Source organism: Ruegeria sp. AG7 (assembly GCF_056541545.1).
Genome location: NZ_JBQFYP010000007.1, coordinates 202,274 through 218,038, shown reverse-complemented (window position 1 = coordinate 218,038; position 15,765 = coordinate 202,274). Strand labels below are relative to the sequence as shown.

The 15,765-nt window shown below is 55.4% G+C and carries 16 protein-coding genes; 5 read left to right on the top strand and 11 right to left on the bottom strand.

Going from position 1 to position 15,765, the window contains the following annotated elements; all coding sequences use genetic code 11:
- Positions 1-27 precede the first annotated feature (27 nt).
- The 7 genes from ACR0BF_RS11995 to guaA all read right to left on the bottom strand — a co-directional run bounded on the left by ACR0BF_RS11995 (position 28) and on the right by guaA (position 7,782).
- Positions 28-981 carry an alpha/beta fold hydrolase gene (locus ACR0BF_RS11995; protein WP_480624981.1) on the bottom strand — a complete coding sequence of 318 codons (954 nt, stop codon included), beginning with the start codon at positions 979-981 and terminating at the stop codon, positions 28-30.
- On the bottom strand, positions 971-1,888 hold the full coding sequence (metA, locus tag ACR0BF_RS11990; RefSeq protein ID WP_480624980.1) for a homoserine O-acetyltransferase MetA: 918 nt from the start codon (positions 1,886-1,888) through the stop codon (positions 971-973). The genes ACR0BF_RS11995 and metA overlap by 11 nt, the downstream gene beginning before the upstream one ends.
- 36 nt (positions 1,889-1,924) lie before the next feature.
- Positions 1,925-2,797, bottom strand: coding sequence for an ATPase (locus ACR0BF_RS11985; RefSeq protein WP_480624979.1), 873 nt, complete (start codon positions 2,795-2,797; stop codon positions 1,925-1,927).
- 47 nt (positions 2,798-2,844) lie between these two features.
- Positions 2,845-3,741, bottom strand: coding sequence for a DMT family transporter (locus ACR0BF_RS11980; protein WP_480624978.1), 897 nt, complete (start codon positions 3,739-3,741; stop codon positions 2,845-2,847).
- Between the two features lie 100 nt (positions 3,742-3,841).
- Complete coding sequence (locus ACR0BF_RS11975) at positions 3,842-4,981, bottom strand: OmpP1/FadL family transporter (protein ID WP_480516822.1); 1,140 nt, start codon at positions 4,979-4,981, stop codon at positions 3,842-3,844.
- A gap of 124 nt (positions 4,982-5,105) precedes the next feature.
- Positions 5,106-6,011, bottom strand: coding sequence for a DMT family transporter (locus tag ACR0BF_RS11970; RefSeq protein WP_480603826.1), 906 nt, complete (start codon positions 6,009-6,011; stop codon positions 5,106-5,108).
- A 211-nt stretch (positions 6,012-6,222) separates the two neighbouring features.
- Complete coding sequence (gene guaA, locus ACR0BF_RS11965; protein ID WP_480553353.1) at positions 6,223-7,782, bottom strand: glutamine-hydrolyzing GMP synthase; 1,560 nt, start codon at positions 7,780-7,782, stop codon at positions 6,223-6,225.
- Positions 7,783-8,083: 301 nt separating this feature from the next.
- On the opposite strand from guaA, the gene ACR0BF_RS11960 reads away from it, so the two are divergent.
- Positions 8,084-9,628 (top strand): trimethylamine methyltransferase family protein, encoded by a 1,545-nt coding sequence (locus tag ACR0BF_RS11960; RefSeq protein ID WP_480472461.1) that lies wholly within the window; start codon positions 8,084-8,086, stop codon positions 9,626-9,628.
- Here ACR0BF_RS11960 and ACR0BF_RS11955 read toward each other — a convergent pair whose 3' ends face one another.
- Positions 9,629-9,928 (bottom strand): DUF6477 family protein, encoded by a 300-nt coding sequence (locus tag ACR0BF_RS11955; protein ID WP_480472463.1) that lies wholly within the window; start codon positions 9,926-9,928, stop codon positions 9,629-9,631.
- 241 nt (positions 9,929-10,169) lie between these two features.
- On the opposite strand from ACR0BF_RS11955, the gene ACR0BF_RS11950 reads away from it, so the two are divergent.
- Positions 10,170-11,252: a DUF6456 domain-containing protein gene (locus ACR0BF_RS11950; RefSeq protein ID WP_480624977.1), complete on the top strand. Its 1,083-nt coding sequence runs from the start codon at positions 10,170-10,172 to the stop codon at positions 11,250-11,252.
- Positions 11,253-11,303: 51 nt separating this feature from the next.
- Here ACR0BF_RS11950 and ACR0BF_RS11945 read toward each other — a convergent pair whose 3' ends face one another.
- Complete coding sequence (locus ACR0BF_RS11945; protein WP_480516830.1) at positions 11,304-11,852, bottom strand: redoxin family protein; 549 nt, start codon at positions 11,850-11,852, stop codon at positions 11,304-11,306.
- A gap of 261 nt (positions 11,853-12,113) precedes the next feature.
- On the opposite strand from ACR0BF_RS11945, the gene lipA reads away from it, so the two are divergent.
- Both lipA and ACR0BF_RS11935 read left to right on the top strand, forming a co-directional pair.
- On the top strand, positions 12,114-13,064 hold the full coding sequence (gene lipA / locus ACR0BF_RS11940; RefSeq protein WP_480472469.1) for a lipoyl synthase: 951 nt from the start codon (positions 12,114-12,116) through the stop codon (positions 13,062-13,064).
- Entirely contained in the window at positions 13,061-14,212 is a 1,152-nt protein-coding gene (locus ACR0BF_RS11935; protein WP_480603816.1) for an amidohydrolase, read from the top strand. Before lipA ends, ACR0BF_RS11935 begins: the two co-directional genes overlap by 4 nt.
- A gap of 11 nt (positions 14,213-14,223) precedes the next feature.
- Here the strand turns inward: ACR0BF_RS11935 and ACR0BF_RS11930 are convergent, their stop codons facing one another.
- Together ACR0BF_RS11930 and hpt are read right to left on the bottom strand one after the other, a co-directional pair.
- On the bottom strand, positions 14,224-14,580 hold the full coding sequence (locus ACR0BF_RS11930; RefSeq protein WP_480553359.1) for a hypothetical protein: 357 nt from the start codon (positions 14,578-14,580) through the stop codon (positions 14,224-14,226).
- 120 nt (positions 14,581-14,700) lie between these two features.
- The gene (hpt, locus tag ACR0BF_RS11925; RefSeq protein WP_480516838.1) at positions 14,701-15,243 is read right to left on the bottom strand and encodes a hypoxanthine phosphoribosyltransferase; all 543 of its coding nucleotides are present in this window, start codon (positions 15,241-15,243) and stop codon (positions 14,701-14,703) included.
- Positions 15,244-15,315: 72 nt separating this feature from the next.
- On the opposite strand from hpt, the gene ACR0BF_RS11920 reads away from it, so the two are divergent.
- Positions 15,316-15,762 carry a type II toxin-antitoxin system RatA family toxin gene (locus ACR0BF_RS11920; protein ID WP_480553360.1) on the top strand — a complete coding sequence of 149 codons (447 nt, stop codon included), beginning with the start codon at positions 15,316-15,318 and terminating at the stop codon, positions 15,760-15,762.
- Positions 15,763-15,765 lie beyond the last annotated feature (3 nt).

The window sequence follows — 15,765 nt, the reverse complement described above, 5'->3', positions numbered from 1 at the left end:
ATATCCGACTATGGATTAGAGCTTGGATTAACGCAAACCTGCACGCTGCGCTGCACGATCAATTGCGGCAGCAACTTCGGGCGCTGCGACAACCTGCGGCATGTGACCGATCCCCGGTAACGCGACCAGTTCGGCCTGCGGGATTTGCTGGATCAGACGTTGCGAATGCCATTCAAGGCCGACAGTGTCATCGGCGGTGCCGTGAACGATTTCGGTTGGCACTGAAATCTCACCGTATCGCGGCTGCAATTGGGTTATCTCATCCAATAGGTTGGCCCGTTGCTTGGCATTTGCATGCATGGAACTGCGCCGAATGGTCAGGCCGGGCCCAAAGTGTTCAGCATATCCAGCGGGGGCCGATTGGGGCGCAAATACACTGTCCAATGCCCGCGTTACGTACCAATCGGGCACAAAGGAAGAAATCAGAGGCAGGGCGAGCGTATTGCCGAGCGTGGTAGACGCTAGTTGGTTAAACCCATCCAGCGGCGTTTCCCACGGAATGGCGGCGGGTGCGATCAGAACGAGTGCTGAGAGGTCGTCGGGCCTGGTGACTGCCCATGCTAGTGCCACTGAACCACCATAGCTTTGGCCCGCCACGACAGGCTTGTCCGCCCCAAGCTGGGCAGCAGCTTTTTGCAGGATATCCGCTTGCTCCGTGATCATTTCACCGTCTGGGTTGAAACTTTCTGAAAACCCCAGGCCAGGCCGGTCAAAAACGATGACGCGGTAGTTTTCCGCCAGAATAGGTGCCAGCGCAAAGGTCATGTCGCGGGTGTTGCCGCTTGAGCCGTGAAGAAGGACAACATCCGGCCCATTCCCTATGACAACCGCATGAACCGCGATTCCGTCGACATCAAGAATCTGGCCTTCGGGTGGGAAAGCCGCTTCTGCATGTGCTTCATTCCGGGCGCTGCGCCACGCAGTCACAGCGACAAGGCCCAGAATGATGAGGCTAAAGGATATCAAGGTTTTAGTGGCCAATTTTGCTCATATCAAAAGGCGTCGTCTGATAGATTTCGTTTATCCAGTTTCCGTAAAGAAGATGCGCGTGACTGCGCCAACGGTTTTGAGGTGTCTTGGATGGGTCATCATACGGATAATAGTTGATCGGCACGTTGATGGGCGTGTCATTGGCGACGTCGCGGTCATACTCCTGTTTCAGCGTGTCGCTGTCATACTCAAAATGATTGAAGATATACAGTGCGCGGTGGCTGGGATCTTCGACCAGACAGGGACCCACATCATCGCTGCCCAGAAGGGTCGTCAAACCCTGCGCGGCGTCGATCTCATCTTGTTTCATTTCCGTCCAGCGGCTGACCGGTATAACGCAATCGTCAGAGAACCCACGCAAAAAAGGTGATGCAGGGTTCAGGTTGCGGTGGCGGAAACAGCCAAAGGCCTTGGCATCCAGCATGTGCTTTCGAACACCGTGAAAATGGTTGATCATCGCCATCCCGCCCCAGCAAACACCAAAGGTTGAATGAACGTTGGTTTGGGTCCAGTCGAAGATCTCGCTGATTTCATCCCAATAGGTGACATCACCAAATTCCAGATGCTCGATCGGCGCGCCAGTAATGATCAGGCCGTCAAATTTCTGGTCCTTGACCTCCTGAAAAGGCTGATAGAACTCGGACATATGCTCGGCGGCAGTGGTTTTTGTCTGATGTTCCGTCATACGGATCAATGACAGTTCGATCTGCAACGGGGTTGCACCGATCAGGCGCGCAAACTGGTTTTCCGTCTGGATCTTCTTCGGCATCAGATTTAGCAGCCCGATGCGCAGGGGGCGAATATCCTGACGCATTGCCTGATCCTCGGACATGACCATAACGCCCTCTTTGTTCAGGACGTCAAAGGCGGGCAGATCAGAGGGAATTTTGATGGGCATGTGTCTGACTTCGAAGAGATTAGGGAAAACTGGTAGTTAGGCGTTATTGCGTCTGGCCTCAAGGGTGCGTTCGATCAACTCATCGAAATCGGTCGCATCGCGGATCTTGCCGATGTCGTTGGCATCAATCGTCACGCCCCAGTTCTTTGCCATCGCCTCGTACCGGGGCTGACGATGGGCCAGGGCTTGCGCATAGGTCCAGCGGACAAAATCATCGGGGTTGACCTCGGCCTCTGCACAGCCGTGTTGATCCAGATACTCGGTCCAGGAACGTGTCAGGAAATCAGCCTGATAGGACATTGGTTTTGGGGCCTTGTCGAAACGGCGCACAAGGTCGGCCGTGTGACCCTCGTCACCCTTCAGCCAGATCATGAGGGTGTGCCGCGCGAGTTCGGACAAAACCTGATCCCTTGGGTCTTCGGGATCCACCCACTCGCAGATGGATCCGCCCGTATCGCAGATAAAGTGAGGATATTTGTACAGACGCTCGGCGCGGTCGATGAAGTATTCGGTGTCCAGCAGCGCATGAATTTCGGCCAAGCGAAACTGTTCCTGCCTGCGGCGGTACTCCGGCATGTCCAAGCCGCCCAGATCGGGGTTTCCCGGCTTGCCCAGATAAGCGGCAACAGGTGTCAGGTTGGCGAATGAAATATTCGAACCGATATAGATCGAATCCGACAACAGCAGTTCACGCAAGAACGGAACTTTCATGGCCTCGGCCTTGGCATTGTCGGTGATGTACTCGCCCATATAGCGCGTGCCGATCCGGTAATCGATCGAGTAGTGGAACCAGTTCCCGGAATCTCTGAGGATGTTGGATACGTAGGTCTTGCCCAACCCCGACATGCCAAAGAACAGCACTTTCTTTCGGCTTGCCGTGCGCCAGTCATTGGCTGAGGTGTAGATCATTTTGCGCTGTCCTTTTTTGCCCTAGCTAAATCGGGCAGCGCACGGCGTCAATTGGGCCGGGGCGAACGATTCAGAACCAAAAGGCCAATCGCCAGAACGGCAAAGCCCAGAAAGGCATTTGGGGGCAGGGACTCTTCGCGCAGTAATGCACCCAGAACAATAGCGACCGGAGGTATGACAAGTGTGACCAGCATCAGATTGCCACTGCCGGCCATTGCCAAAACCCGATAGTAAAGCAGATATGCGCCGGCCGTTGCGACAATCGCATAGTACCCGATGGCCACCCAGGTTATTGCGGGTAGCGCCAAGCTGGGTACTCCATCAACTGCTAATGTTATTGGCAATACCAGCACTGTCGAAGCAGTCAGCATACCGGCGGCGGCAATCACCGGGGGAAGGTGCGATAATGTCTGCCTCGCCCAAGCCGCGGCACATGCGTAGGAAACTGTTCCGGCCAACACTGCAATCTGAGCGGTGCTTTGCAGGCTGAAACTCAAGAAGTTCAGCACTCCAATCGCGATTGAGACACCAAGAAAGCCCAGGCAGACACCCAGTAGCCGGGTTTTTGTCAATCGCTCGTCGCGAAAAAACAGTGCTGCTATCAAAACGCCGAAGATCGCAGTCGCCGCGTTCAGGATCGCCGTCAGACCCGTGTCAATGTAAAGCTGCCCCCAAGCCATCAGGCTGAAGGGGATGACGTTGTTCAACAGCCCCATGACCAGAAAAGTGCCCCAGATACGGGGCGCGCGCGGCACTTTGATCCCCCTGATCCAAGTTACCAGCCACAAAACCAGCATGGCCCAGAATGTGCGATGCAAAACCGAGGTCATCACGGGAAGCGTGTCCAGAGCGACCCGGATGGAAACAAAGGAGGCGCCCCAGATCAGTCCAAGGAGCAAAAGCTCGGCCCAGGCGCGGAGAGAGAGGTGTTTTTGTTCGTTCATGCGGGCACTGTTTCATTGATGTTAACCAACGGCGACCCGGTTCATGCGAAAAAGCCCCGCAGAAACTGCGGGGCTTTACAGTTACATAAGATTACTCAGATCAGTTCAGAGCGTATGTGATCTGGAAACCAACGCTCCAGGCGCTGTTGCCTGTGAACGTACCACGTGCCGCGGGACCAGCACCATTCGCGGTGGCATCCCCGATGTCGGTATAACGAACACCGCCCGAGATTTTTGCCTTCTCAAGCGAATACGTGCCACCCAGACCGATGCTCCAGAACCCATCTGTCGGACCGAGGTTCGAAACCGGCGTACCTTGGGAAGTTTCGTAGCCCAGTGTCACAGCACCAGAAAACTCTTCCGAGAACTGATAACCCAAACCCAGCGAGTAGGTGAACGTGGCGTCGTCATAGTCAACCAGGTTGCTGGTCGGCGGATAGTTTGGCGGATTATACACAAGTTGTGGCCAGTCGACCCAACGGATCGAGCCAAACAACAATGTCTTGGGCGCCACGCCCGTTTGAAAATCCAGATTCACAGACTGCGGTGTTTCAATCTCACTCGAAGTGTTTACAGGCAACCCTCCGGTCAAAGCACTGGATTCTGTCTGTGAAAGATCGTGGCTGATCTTGGAGTTATAGGTCAGAGATACGCGCGCGGCGATCTCAGGTTTTTCCCAGGCGACGCCCACGACATACCCGAATGCGGTATCTGCGTCAGTATTCACCTGATAGCCTGCGGTAATGGGAACAGTAATCGAAGCCTCGACGCGCTGCGCGCGAATACCGCCGATCGCACTGAATCCACCGTCGAATTTGTACCGTAGCAAAGCGGTAATCGCATCAGTGTCAGCAGTTGCCTGCAACACGCGGGGGTCTGTGGGATTAACCGGGTTGATCGAAAGCGGGTAGGCGGCCGCATATTGAATATCGGCACCGTAGGGTTGATCATAGATCAGTGCGAAATCAAGCTTTTCGGTAAGCGCCGTTTTGAACCCAAGGTGCGGTGTAAAAAAGTCGTTCGCAACTTCACCTGAACTAATGGGTTGGCCGCCGTTTGTACCAAAAATGTCTGGCATCGTGCCGGTCACGCTTGGGTCGGTATACCCCAACCGAAACTGAACTGCAGAGCCTTCTTCAAAGATCAGGTTGATACCCTGACCGCTGCGGTCCAGACCGCCTGCAAAACCAGCCGTTGCTCCAACGCACAATGCGCACGTTGCGAGTAGTGTTGTTTTCATTCTGTCCTCCCGAACTTTTTTCGAGTATTTGCCTGGCGAAGAATTGAGTGAGTCCAGCGCTTACCCGTGTGTAATGCGCGATACTTTCTTTTCAGTTAGTTTAAGGTCAACTGGTGACGGTGCGTTACTTGTTGCCACTACAGTTCTGAACTGTTGCCAAACTGTTACGATTTTCGGACCAGATGTTCAGGAAAATGCCAGTAAAGATGACGGCAGCGCCGATCAGTACCCAATGGTCGATGGGTTCATGATAGAGGAGCATCCCGATTACTGCGATTGTCGGAAGACGTGCAAAATCAAAGGGAATGACCACGGTTGCCGGGGCTATGGATAGGGCATTGGTAATACAGAAATGCGCCAGCAAACCCGCCAGCCCAACCAAAATCAGATAGGGAGCGGTCTGCATTGTCGGAAGCGCAATCTGACCATCGATGCCAGCGGCTGTGGCCCCAAGGACTGCTTGCATTGTAGTCAGCCAGAAAACAATACACCCAATGCTGGAAAATCGCGTGAGCTTCTTGGTGGTAATCGTTGTAAACGCAAAGAATACTGCGGATGCGGCGGCTGTCATAAGGCCGGGGCTCAAAGGGGCAGCGCCGGGGCGCGTGACGATCAGAACGCCCGAAAACCCGATAAGCGCCGCTATCAACCTGAGCGGCGTCAACCGTTCGTTCAGAAACAGCGGCGAGAGCAGGATTACCCAAAGCGGCTGTGTGAACTCCAGCGCGAATACCTGCGCCAAGGGAGCCACTGCCACGGCGTAGAACCAGAGATTTTGCCCCGTGAAATGTAAGGTGTTTCGTAAGGCGTGCAATCCCAGCCGTTCCGTCGAAACTTGCTGCCAGTTGCGAGTCACAGTCAGGACAGTTGCAACAACAACGAACCCAACGATGCTGCGATACATCATGATTTCAAAGGTATCATGCGCAGAACTCAGTTCACGCCCTGCAACCGCCATGGAAGAGAATGAGGCGATCGCGCCGGTCATCCATAGACCGGCCTTGATTACGTCTTTCTGCGCATGGCTCATTTCGAGCGTCCCTCAGGTTCGTCGCGGGGCCGCGCTGCCAAAGGACCGCAAAGCCAAGCGCTTATGATAAGCAGACTAGGTTCGTCCGGCTAATCAAACGCCGAAGGTGCGCCAGATTCAAGGTCGCATAGGTGACTGCCCGGTACAAAGGCTTGAATGAGTAGGGCGTTTTGCCGCTCAATCAGTTAAGTTTTACGCAGACACCCGCCGGTCATTCCCACTCGATGGTGCCGGGGGGTTTCGATGTGATGTCATAGGTACACCGGTTGATGCCTTTGACTTCGTTGATGATCCGCGTTGCCGTTTCGCCCAGGAATTCATGGCTGAACGGGTAGTAGTCCGCGGTCATGCCATCGACAGATGTTACGGCCCGCAGCGCGCAGGCGTAGTCATAGGTGCGCCCGTCGCCCATGACACCTACGGTCCGCACTGGCAAGATGGCAACAAAAGCCTGCCAGATGTCGTCATAGAGGCCGTGTTTACGGATCTGGTCGATAAAGATCGCATCAGCTTCACGCAAGATGCCCAGTTTTTCGCGGGTGATTTCACCGGGGCAGCGGATTGCCAGACCAGGGCCGGGGAAAGGGTGACGTCCGATGAAGCTCTGTGGAAGGCCAAGTTCGCGGCCAAGCGCGCGAACCTCATCCTTGAAAAGCTCTCGCAGGGGCTCGACCAGCTTCAGGCCCATCTTTTCCGGCAAGCCACCGACATTGTGGTGCGATTTGATGGTTACAGAAGGCCCGCCCGAAAATGACACCGATTCGATTACATCCGGATAAAGCGTCCCTTGCGCCAGGAACTCGGCCCCCTCAATGGTGTCAGCGTGTTTTTGGAAGACGTCGATGAACAGCTTACCGATGATCTTGCGCTTGGTTTCCGGGTCGCTTTGCCCTTCAAGCTCGCCAAGGAACAGTTCGGATTCGTCCGCGTGGATCAACTGGATGTTGTAGTTGTCGCGGAACATGCCGACGACTTCTGTCGCCTCGTTCTTGCGCAACAGCCCGTGGTCGACGAAGACGCAGGTCAACTGGTTCCCAATCGCCTCGTGGATCAGGATCGCCGCGACCGAGCTGTCAACACCGCCCGACAAACCGCAGATGACCTTCTTGTCGCCAACCTGCTCGCGGATCTTGCGGATCATTTCTTCGCGATAGGCCCCCATGGTCCAGTCGCCCTTGAAACCGGCCAGCTTGACGAAGTTCGCGTACAGCTTCGCGCCCTTCGGCGTGTGGTGCACCTCGGGGTGGAATTGCACGGCATAGAAGTGACGCGACGGATCGGCTGTGATCGCAAAGGGCGCGTTAGGCGATGTGCCGAAGACCTGAAACCCCGGTGCGATTTCACTGACGTGGTCGCCGTGGCTCATCCAGACCTGTTCATCCCCGTCGTCAAACCAGCCGTTCAGAATTGCCAGTTTGTCTTTTGGCGTGACAAAAGCCCGACCAAACTCGGCCGTGCCATGGCCGCTTTCGACCTTGCCGCCAAGCTGGTGCATCATCACTTGCTGGCCATAACAGATGCCCAGAATCGGCACGCCATAGTCAAAAATCTCTTGCGGAGCACGGGGCGAGCCCTCGCGCGTCACACTGTCCGGCCCGCCCGAGAAAATCACCGCGCGCGGGGCCATTTCCCGCACGAAATCCATCGTGACATTCTGGTAAGGGTGAATTTCGCAATAGACATTCAGCTCACGCAGGCGGCGGGCAATAAGCTGCGTAACCTGGCTGCCGAAGTCGATGATCAGAAGGCGGTCGTGGGATGTCTGGGTCATGTCAGCGCCTTAGGGCAAGCCCGCACATTTCGCAAGAGCGAGGTCCGATTCCAGCGCGGGAATCAAAAAAGATCACTGCAAAAATTTTTGACTCGAGGGTTTACACCGGTGGCTCCGTCGGCGCACTTGGACAGGGCAGAAGGGTACGCTTTCCAATTCTAGATTTCACCCTTGGCGGCCGGTTCGCCGGATTGCCGCGCGGCAATGTCGCTTTTCCCCCCAACTTGCCGCAATCCCTATGCTTGCGTCCGGGCAAACCTGTATCAAACGCTCAATCTAACCAACAACACGGGATCTTCTCATGACTGAGGCAAACACCCGGCGCAGGGCGAGAGGTGGCGGTGGCGCTGCCCGCCGTGCCGAGCGGACTGCAGTTCGTATCGAGACCGCGAAATACATCGAACGCAACATTCCGAACTTCGAAATCCTCAACGAAGAGGCACTGGAGATCATTGAAAACAACGCGGAAACCGTGTTGGAAGAGATCGGTGTTAACTTTGTTGATAACCCTGCCGCTCTGGAACGCTGGCGCGACGCGGGTGCGGATATCGACGGTGAACGCGTGCGCATTCCGCGCGGCCTTGCTCGTGAGCTGATTAAAACAGCGCCCAGCGAGTTCACCCAACATGCCCGCAACCCCGAGAAGTCGGTCGTGATTGGTGGCCGGAACATGGTTCTGGCCCCGGTTTACGGCCCTCCTTTCGTGCGCGATGCACAAGGCGGCCGTCGTTACGCGACGATGGACGACTTCAACAAGTTCGTGAAACTTGCCTATATGTCCAAGTGGCTGCACCATTCGGGCGGTACGGTGTGTGAACCGACCGACATTCCGGTGAACAAGCGCCATCTGGATATGCTGAAGGCGCACATGACCCTGTCGGACAAGCCTTTCATGGGCTCGGTGACCGATCCCAGCCGGGCGCAGGATTCGGTTGAAATGTGCGAAATCCTGTTCGGTAAGGAATTCGTCCAGCAAAACACGGTGATGACGTCGCTGACCAACATCAACTCGCCGATGACATTCGACGATGTGATGATGGGCTCGCTGGAAGTCTATGCCCGCAACAATCAGGCCTGCATCATCTCGCCCTTTATTGTGGGCGGTGCGATGGCGCCGGTCTCGGTGGCCGGTACTTTGACCCAGGTTCTGGCCGAGGTTCTTGCCGGTGTGGCGTACAGCCAGATCGTCCGTCCTGGTGCTCCCGCGATCTTTGGGGCATTCGTGACCTCGATCGACATGAATTCTGGCGCGCCGACCTTCGGTACGCCGGAAGCTTCGCATATCACCTATGGCGCGGGTCAGCTGGCGCGGCGTCTGAACTTGCCGTATCGGTCCGCAGGGTCGTTCTGCGGCTCGAAACTTCCGGATGCGCAGGCGGCTTATGAGACAGCGAACTCGCTGAACATGGGTCTGTTGGCTGGCGTGAACTTCATGCTGCATGCCTGCGGCTGGCTGGAAGGTGGCCTGGTGGCCGACTTCGAGAAATTTGTTATGGATGCCGACCAGTTGGGCGTTTTGCATTCGCTGGCCAAGGGCGTGGCCTATGATGACAACGCGCAGGCCATGGATGCGATCCGGGAAGTTGGCCCCGGCGGGCACTATCTAGGATGCGCCCACACGCAGGCGAACTTCAAGGAATCGTTCTGGAAGTCCGATCTGCTGGACTACAAGCCATATGAAACCTGGCAGGAAGAAGGTGCGCGTGATACGCGGGCTCTAGCCTCTGTGCGGGTTGAACACCTGCTGGCGAATTATCAGCAACCGCATATGGAGCCGGATACAGCCGCAGCGCTGGAAGCCTATATCGCCGAGAAAAAGGCCTCCATGCCGGATGCGTTTTCCTAATTATTGAAGGACCGGGGCGCGGTTGGCCTGATACAGCCGCGCCTCACCCAACAGCGCGATAAGAATGTCGAGATGCCGGACCAGAGAGTATGCGGCATCATCTTCTTTGCGCAGTTCATTCACCTCTTTTTCCATCTCCATCAGTCGCAGTAGGGCCTGACCTGAACCCGGCAATGACCCGTATCCCAGAATACGTTGCAAATGCCTGTCCCGGTTGTACTCTCTCGCTCCGAAATTGGCGGCTCTTGCCAACATGCGTGGGCGGTGAAGCGTTGAGATCATTGTCATCAGGTCCTGCATCTTACGTGTCCTGTGTCTGAAGGTTTACCGGACTATTTAATGCACAACCTAAGCGGGTGTTGCCTGCGTAACAGCCTCTCCGAACGATGGTTTCACGACTGTTTATCTTTTTGAATCAAATCTGGTTCGTGCCTTGTGCGGTTAACGAACGAGTAACGAATGGACCTCTAGTTAGATTTGGTTAACCCGCTATCCGAGGGCGAAAAGTGACATTTTGTTTTGTCGACGAGGGCAAATAATCATGGAAAACAACATGGCTTTCACCATTCCGGCATGGGTTCCAGAGGGGGCGCAAAGATACCTTGCTCATACCGAAACCGGACGCTCGATCCGCGATATCGCGAGATCGGCAGGTTGCCATGCGTCAACCATCCTCCGGCAAATCCGGCGTATCGAGATGCGCCGTGACGATCCTTTGGTGGATGCGGCGTTGCAGTCGCTGGCAGAAACACATTTTTCCATGCCCGACGACGCAGGCGACTCGGTCGTGATCGCGGATGAAGCTGCCCAGGAAGAGGCGTTCGAAAGAGAGGCATTGCGCGTTCTGCGCCGCCTGAGCGAGACAGGTTCGGTTCTTGCCGTGGCTGAAGAAATGGACAAAGCGGTAGTCGTTCGTGACACCGGCAACGCCGGAGCGACCAGAACCGCGGTCGTCGATTGCGAGATCGCTCAGGCTCTGGCCTTAAAGGACTGGATTTCCTGCGATAACCCCGGTCGCATTTCACGGTACAGAATTTCTGCGGCTGGCCGAACGGCACTGAGCCACCTGATCGCAAAAGCGGAAAACAAGGCGCGGGTGGGGACCGAAGTCGGATTTGCCGAAGCTCAGTCGTTGTTTCAGGCAAAAACATCGGGTGGGGCGACTGACCGGATCAGGCGCATTCGCTATAGCGCCACGGAAAGCCCGTTGGTTGCCCTTGCACGCAGACGCGACCGCGATGGCAAGCCTTTTCTGGATGAATCGCTTGTCAGCGCAGGAGAGCGGTTGCGCGAAGATTTCGAGTTGGCGCAGATTGGTCCTCAGGTTTCACAGAACTGGGAGCGGTTTCTAACGGCTGGTGGCCGCAGCAGTTATGACAGTGAAAGCCACGGAGGAAAGGGATCATCGGATGCGCGGGACCGCGTGGCGCGGGCCCTGTCTGACCTTGGCCCCGGACTAAGTGATGTTGCCCTGCGGTGTTGTTGCTATCTCGAAGGGTTGGAACTGGCGGAAAAACGCATGGGTTGGTCGGCACGATCCGGAAAGATTGTTCTGCGGATCGCGTTACAACGGCTGAAACGTCACTATCGGGATCAGGCTGAACGCGACCGCATGATTGGCTGAAGGTACAAAAAAAGGCCCGTTAAAACGGGCCTTTTTTCGTCTTGTTATTACTCAAGCCAGTTCGGGTTCTGCCATCGCCTGAAGATGTTTCATCAGGTTTTCGGGCGAAGACACGCCATAGGGATCTTCGGGGCAGTTATCCATCAGGCCAGGTTCTTCGAACCAGGCTTCGACAACACCGTCGTTTACGATGGCAGCATAGCGCCATGACCGCATGCCAAAGCCCAGATTGTCCTTGTCAACCAACATACCCATTTTACGGGTGAACTCGCCCGATCCATCCGGAATGACCTTGACGTTGGTCAGGCCCTGATCTTGCGCCCATTTGTTCATCACAAAGCTGTCGTTGACAGACATGCAGTAGATTTCATCGACACCCTGGGCAATGAAATCGCCATATCCGTTTTCAAAGCCGGGCAGTTGATATGTCGAACAGGTGGGCGTGAACGCGCCGGGCAATGAGAACAGGATCACGCGTTTTCCGGCAAAATAGTCAGCGGTGGTCTTGTCTTCCCAACGGAATGGGTTTGGTCCTTCGATTGAGTCATCGCGGACACGGGTGTGAAAGGTCACGTTGGGCAGTATTGCGCCGGATTTCATGTTCAAGCTCCTGTGATTCACCTGTGATTTTGCCGTGACTTAAAACAGTTCTAAACTGCCTTCAATCGACGATATGCCGCATTTTGAATTAATAACCTCTTCTCATTACTCATTGAAAACATGCGGTGAAACGGATTTTTACAATCTCGTTTTCGCTCATGCGCGGCGGCGTTGCATAGCGGCTATGCGCCGCTGGTGTAACACTGCACATCTGTTTATGTTATGAGCGACAAGATTGACCTAAAGTCAGGAATATTGCCCGTGCGAGATCTGAAGATCCCCGAACAGCGCCATCCGGAAAAAGCGCACCGCCCGGATAATGCGCAGCCCAAGAAACCGAACTGGATCAGGGTCAAGGCACCCGGCGGCAAAGGTTATGCAGATACGCGCCGGATCATGCGCGACAATAATCTGGTCACAGTCTGCGAAGAGGCGGGATGCCCCAATGTCGGCGAATGCTGGAGCCAGGGCCACGCCACCATGATGATCATGGGCGAGATCTGTACCCGTGGCTGCACATTCTGCAATATCGCTACTGGCCGCCCAGACGACCTTGACGCCTTTGAACCCGGCCGGGTGGCACATGCGGTCGAAAAACTTGGCCTGAACCATGTGGTTATCACCTCCGTTGATCGGGATGATCTGAGTGATGGCGGTGCCGAGCATTTTGCTCAGACCATCCGCGCGGTGCGGCACCGCTCTCCCAAAACCACGATCGAGATTCTGACGCCCGATTTTCTGAAATGCGATGCTGACGTTCTGGAAATTGTGGTTCAGGCAAAGCCGGACGTTTTCAATCATAATCTGGAAACCGTACCGGGTTTGTACCCCGAGGTTCGCCCCGGCGCGCGGTACTTCCATTCACTGCGTCTTTTGCAGCGGGTGAAAGAACTTGATCCGTCGATCTTTACCAAGTCTGGCATCATGGTTGGGCTTGGCGAAAACGAACAGCAGGTGCGTCAGGTCATGGATGACATGCGCGCGGCGGATATCGATTTTCTGACGATTGGCCAGTATCTGCAACCAACACCGAAACACCACGGTGTTGATCGTTTCGTGACACCCGACGAGTTCGCGTCATACGAAAAGGCAGCTTACGGCAAAGGCTTTCTGATGGTATCTGCGTCGCCGTTGACCCGGTCTTCCTATCACGCTGGTGATGATTTTGCCCGGCTGCGCGCGGCGCGTCTAGAAAAGCTGCAACACGCGTGACACCTGATCAGATCGCGCGACTGACCTATCTGCGCCACGAGCTGCATCAACAACCTGAACTTTCGGGACAGGAAGAGAGTACCGCAGCACGGTTGGCTGAACTTCTGCGCGACGCAGGCGCTGACCATGTCCTGACCGGAATAGGTGGGCACGGGATTGCCGCCGTTTTCGAAAGTGGCCAACCTGGTCCCACCCTGGGCATTCGCTGCGAACTGGATGGGTTGCCGATCCAGGAGTTGGCGGACCATTCCTATGTATCACAGGTCGCGGGCAAAGGTCATTTATGCGGCCACGACGGGCATATGACTATGGTTCTGGGCGTAGCAGACGGGTTGAAACATCACCGCCCCAAGAAGGGCCGCGTCGTATTGATCTTCCAGCCAGCAGAAGAGACCGGCCATGGTGCAATCGCTTTCCGGGCTGATCCCCAGTTCGCCGGGGTTGCGCCCGACCTCGTACTGTCTTTGCACAACTTACCAGGACTGGAGTTGGGCGCGGTCGAAATTTGTGACGGTCCTTCTAACTGTGCCTCACGCGGGATGCAGATTGTTTTGACTGGAAAGACGTCGCATGCCGCTGCTCCGCAAGATGGGGTGTCACCTGCCAGTGCGCTGGCAAGTCTGATGCCGGCTTTGACCGCGTTAGGTGGCGGAGGGGATCTGAATGACGACTACGCATTGACCACCGTCACACATGCCACGTTGGGTGAGCGCGCGGTCGGAGTAGCACCGGGGCAGGCCGAGCTGTGGGTGACGCTTCGCACAGTCACGGACGCGCGAATGGCGCAGCTGATCAGCGACGCTGAATCGTTGGTCCACGAAACGGCCAAAGCCGAAGGGCTGGCGGTCGAAATCAGTTATGACGAAGTGTTTGAGGCTTGTGCCAATCACCCGGAAGCAGTTTCGATCCTGTCCAAGGCCTGCACGGAGCAGGGCGTTTTTTGCAGATTGGTCGATCAGCCACAGCGGTTTTCAGAAGATTTCGGCCAGTTTGGAAAAAGCGCGAAAACCGCCATGTTCTGGTTGGGGTCGGGAAGTGACCAACCCCAGTTGCACAACCCGGACTATGATTTCCCGGATGCGCTTATTCCGATTGGGACCGGGATATTTCTGAGGGCCATCGAAGCTGTGTTAGGCCGCGACTGCTAGGACCGAGGCTTTCAATTCATCAGATCGCCAACGATTCCAACAGCTTCTATTACAGTCTTCGTATCATCTGATATCGAGATTATTTCGTCGTCGACCCGAATATACCGTTGCCCCGGCTTCAGCGGTTTGAGCTTCCAGTTGTCGAGGTCGTCAACATAGTCAAAACGCAGGTCGTCCGGTAATTTCTGACCTCGGGTGTATCGTTTGATTTGACCGGGCGGAACAGCCTTGCCGTTTGACTTAATGGATTTCTCTACTTTGGTTTTGTTGGCACCTTGTCCTTTGCCCTTGTTGTCTTTTGCATATGACGCGCTTGCAAGGGAGACGATCACCAAAAAGACGCCCGCTATCGAGATAAGACGCTTCATCAAAAATCCTCCTGTGACTACCTGAAAGGTAAAGCGACGAGGCGATGGTTGTCCATTGATATTCTAAATAATGAATTTTTAATCGGGTCTGAGTACGAGGCCGGAAAAGGCCCGCTCGGGCTATTCGTCCGTAAAGCGGACTTTGCCAATATAGGGCAGGTTGCGATTGCGTTGAGCATAGTCAATTCCATAACCCACGACAAATTCGTCGGGTATCTCAAAACCGATCCAGTCTGATCGAAAATCCACTTCGCGGCGGCTCGGCTTGTCCAGCAAGGCAATGGATTTCAGGCGCGCGGGGTTACGGCTTTGCAGCAACTTGGTGACATGGTTCAACGTATGGCCTGTGTCAACGATATCCTCGACAACCAGCACGTCGCGCCCTTCAATTGCGCCGCGTAAGTCTTTGAGAATGCGAACTTCCCTGCTGCTTTCCATCGCGTCTCCGTAAGATGATGCTTCAAGGAAATCCACCTCGATCGGAAGGTCAAGTTCGCGCACAAGGTCGGCGATGAAAACAAAGCTGCCGCGCAGCAGACCCACGACCACCAGCTTGTCTGTTTCTTTGAACTCTGCCGAAATGTCGCGACACAGCTCCTCGATTCGAGCGGCGATGGCCTTTGCCGAGATCATCTCATCTATCACATATGCGCGGTCAGTCATCGCAGCCCCCTTGATCTTTGGCGCGCAACATACGACATGACGCGCCATTGTCACCTGCAAATACCGGACCTCATGCCTATCCATTCGGAAACCCGCCACCTGCCGTATACAGCCCAGCAGATGTACGACCTGGTTGCCGATGTGGCCAAGTACCCCCAATTTCTGCCGTGGTGCGCTGCTGCCCGCATTCGCAAGACCTATGCGATGGAAGAGGCTGAGGTGATGGAGGCCGATCTGATCATCTCGTTCAAGGTTTTCCGGGAACGATTTGGCAGCAAGGTAACCCTGTTTGCGGATCAAAAGAAAATCGACACCGAATACCTGGACGGCCCCTTCAAATACATGAAATCCGACTGGCAGTTCGAGGACGCGCCTGATGGGGGCTGCAACGTCTCGTTCCATGTGGATTTCGAATTCAAGAACGCCATCCTGCAAGGGATTATCGGTGTGGTTTTCAACGAAGCCATGCATCGGATCGTGCGCGCGTTCGAGGCGCGCGCGCAAGAACTCTACAGCTAGGTC

Coding starts and splice junctions, on each gene's coding strand:
- ACR0BF_RS11950 (WP_480624977.1), top strand. CDS start 10,170: ATGGAAAACAACATGGCTTTCACCATTCCGGCATGGGTTCCAGAGGGG.
- ACR0BF_RS11970 (WP_480603826.1), bottom strand. CDS start 6,011: ATGAGCCATGCGCAGAAAGACGTAATCAAGGCCGGTCTATGGATGACC.
- ACR0BF_RS11985 (WP_480624979.1), bottom strand. CDS start 2,797: ATGATCTACACCTCAGCCAATGACTGGCGCACGGCAAGCCGAAAGAAA.
- ACR0BF_RS11920 (WP_480553360.1), top strand. CDS start 15,316: ATGCCTATCCATTCGGAAACCCGCCACCTGCCGTATACAGCCCAGCAG.
- ACR0BF_RS11975 (WP_480516822.1), bottom strand. CDS start 4,981: ATGAAAACAACACTACTCGCAACGTGCGCATTGTGCGTTGGAGCAACG.
- ACR0BF_RS11945 (WP_480516830.1), bottom strand. CDS start 11,852: ATGAAATCCGGCGCAATACTGCCCAACGTGACCTTTCACACCCGTGTC.
- ACR0BF_RS11955 (WP_480472463.1), bottom strand. CDS start 9,928: ATGCAGGACCTGATGACAATGATCTCAACGCTTCACCGCCCACGCATG.
- hpt (WP_480516838.1), bottom strand. CDS start 15,243: ATGACTGACCGCGCATATGTGATAGATGAGATGATCTCGGCAAAGGCC.
- ACR0BF_RS11930 (WP_480553359.1), bottom strand. CDS start 14,580: ATGAAGCGTCTTATCTCGATAGCGGGCGTCTTTTTGGTGATCGTCTCC.
- metA (WP_480624980.1), bottom strand. CDS start 1,888: ATGCCCATCAAAATTCCCTCTGATCTGCCCGCCTTTGACGTCCTGAAC.
- ACR0BF_RS11980 (WP_480624978.1), bottom strand. CDS start 3,741: ATGAACGAACAAAAACACCTCTCTCTCCGCGCCTGGGCCGAGCTTTTG.
- guaA (WP_480553353.1), bottom strand. CDS start 7,782: ATGACCCAGACATCCCACGACCGCCTTCTGATCATCGACTTCGGCAGC.
- ACR0BF_RS11960 (WP_480472461.1), top strand. CDS start 8,084: ATGACTGAGGCAAACACCCGGCGCAGGGCGAGAGGTGGCGGTGGCGCT.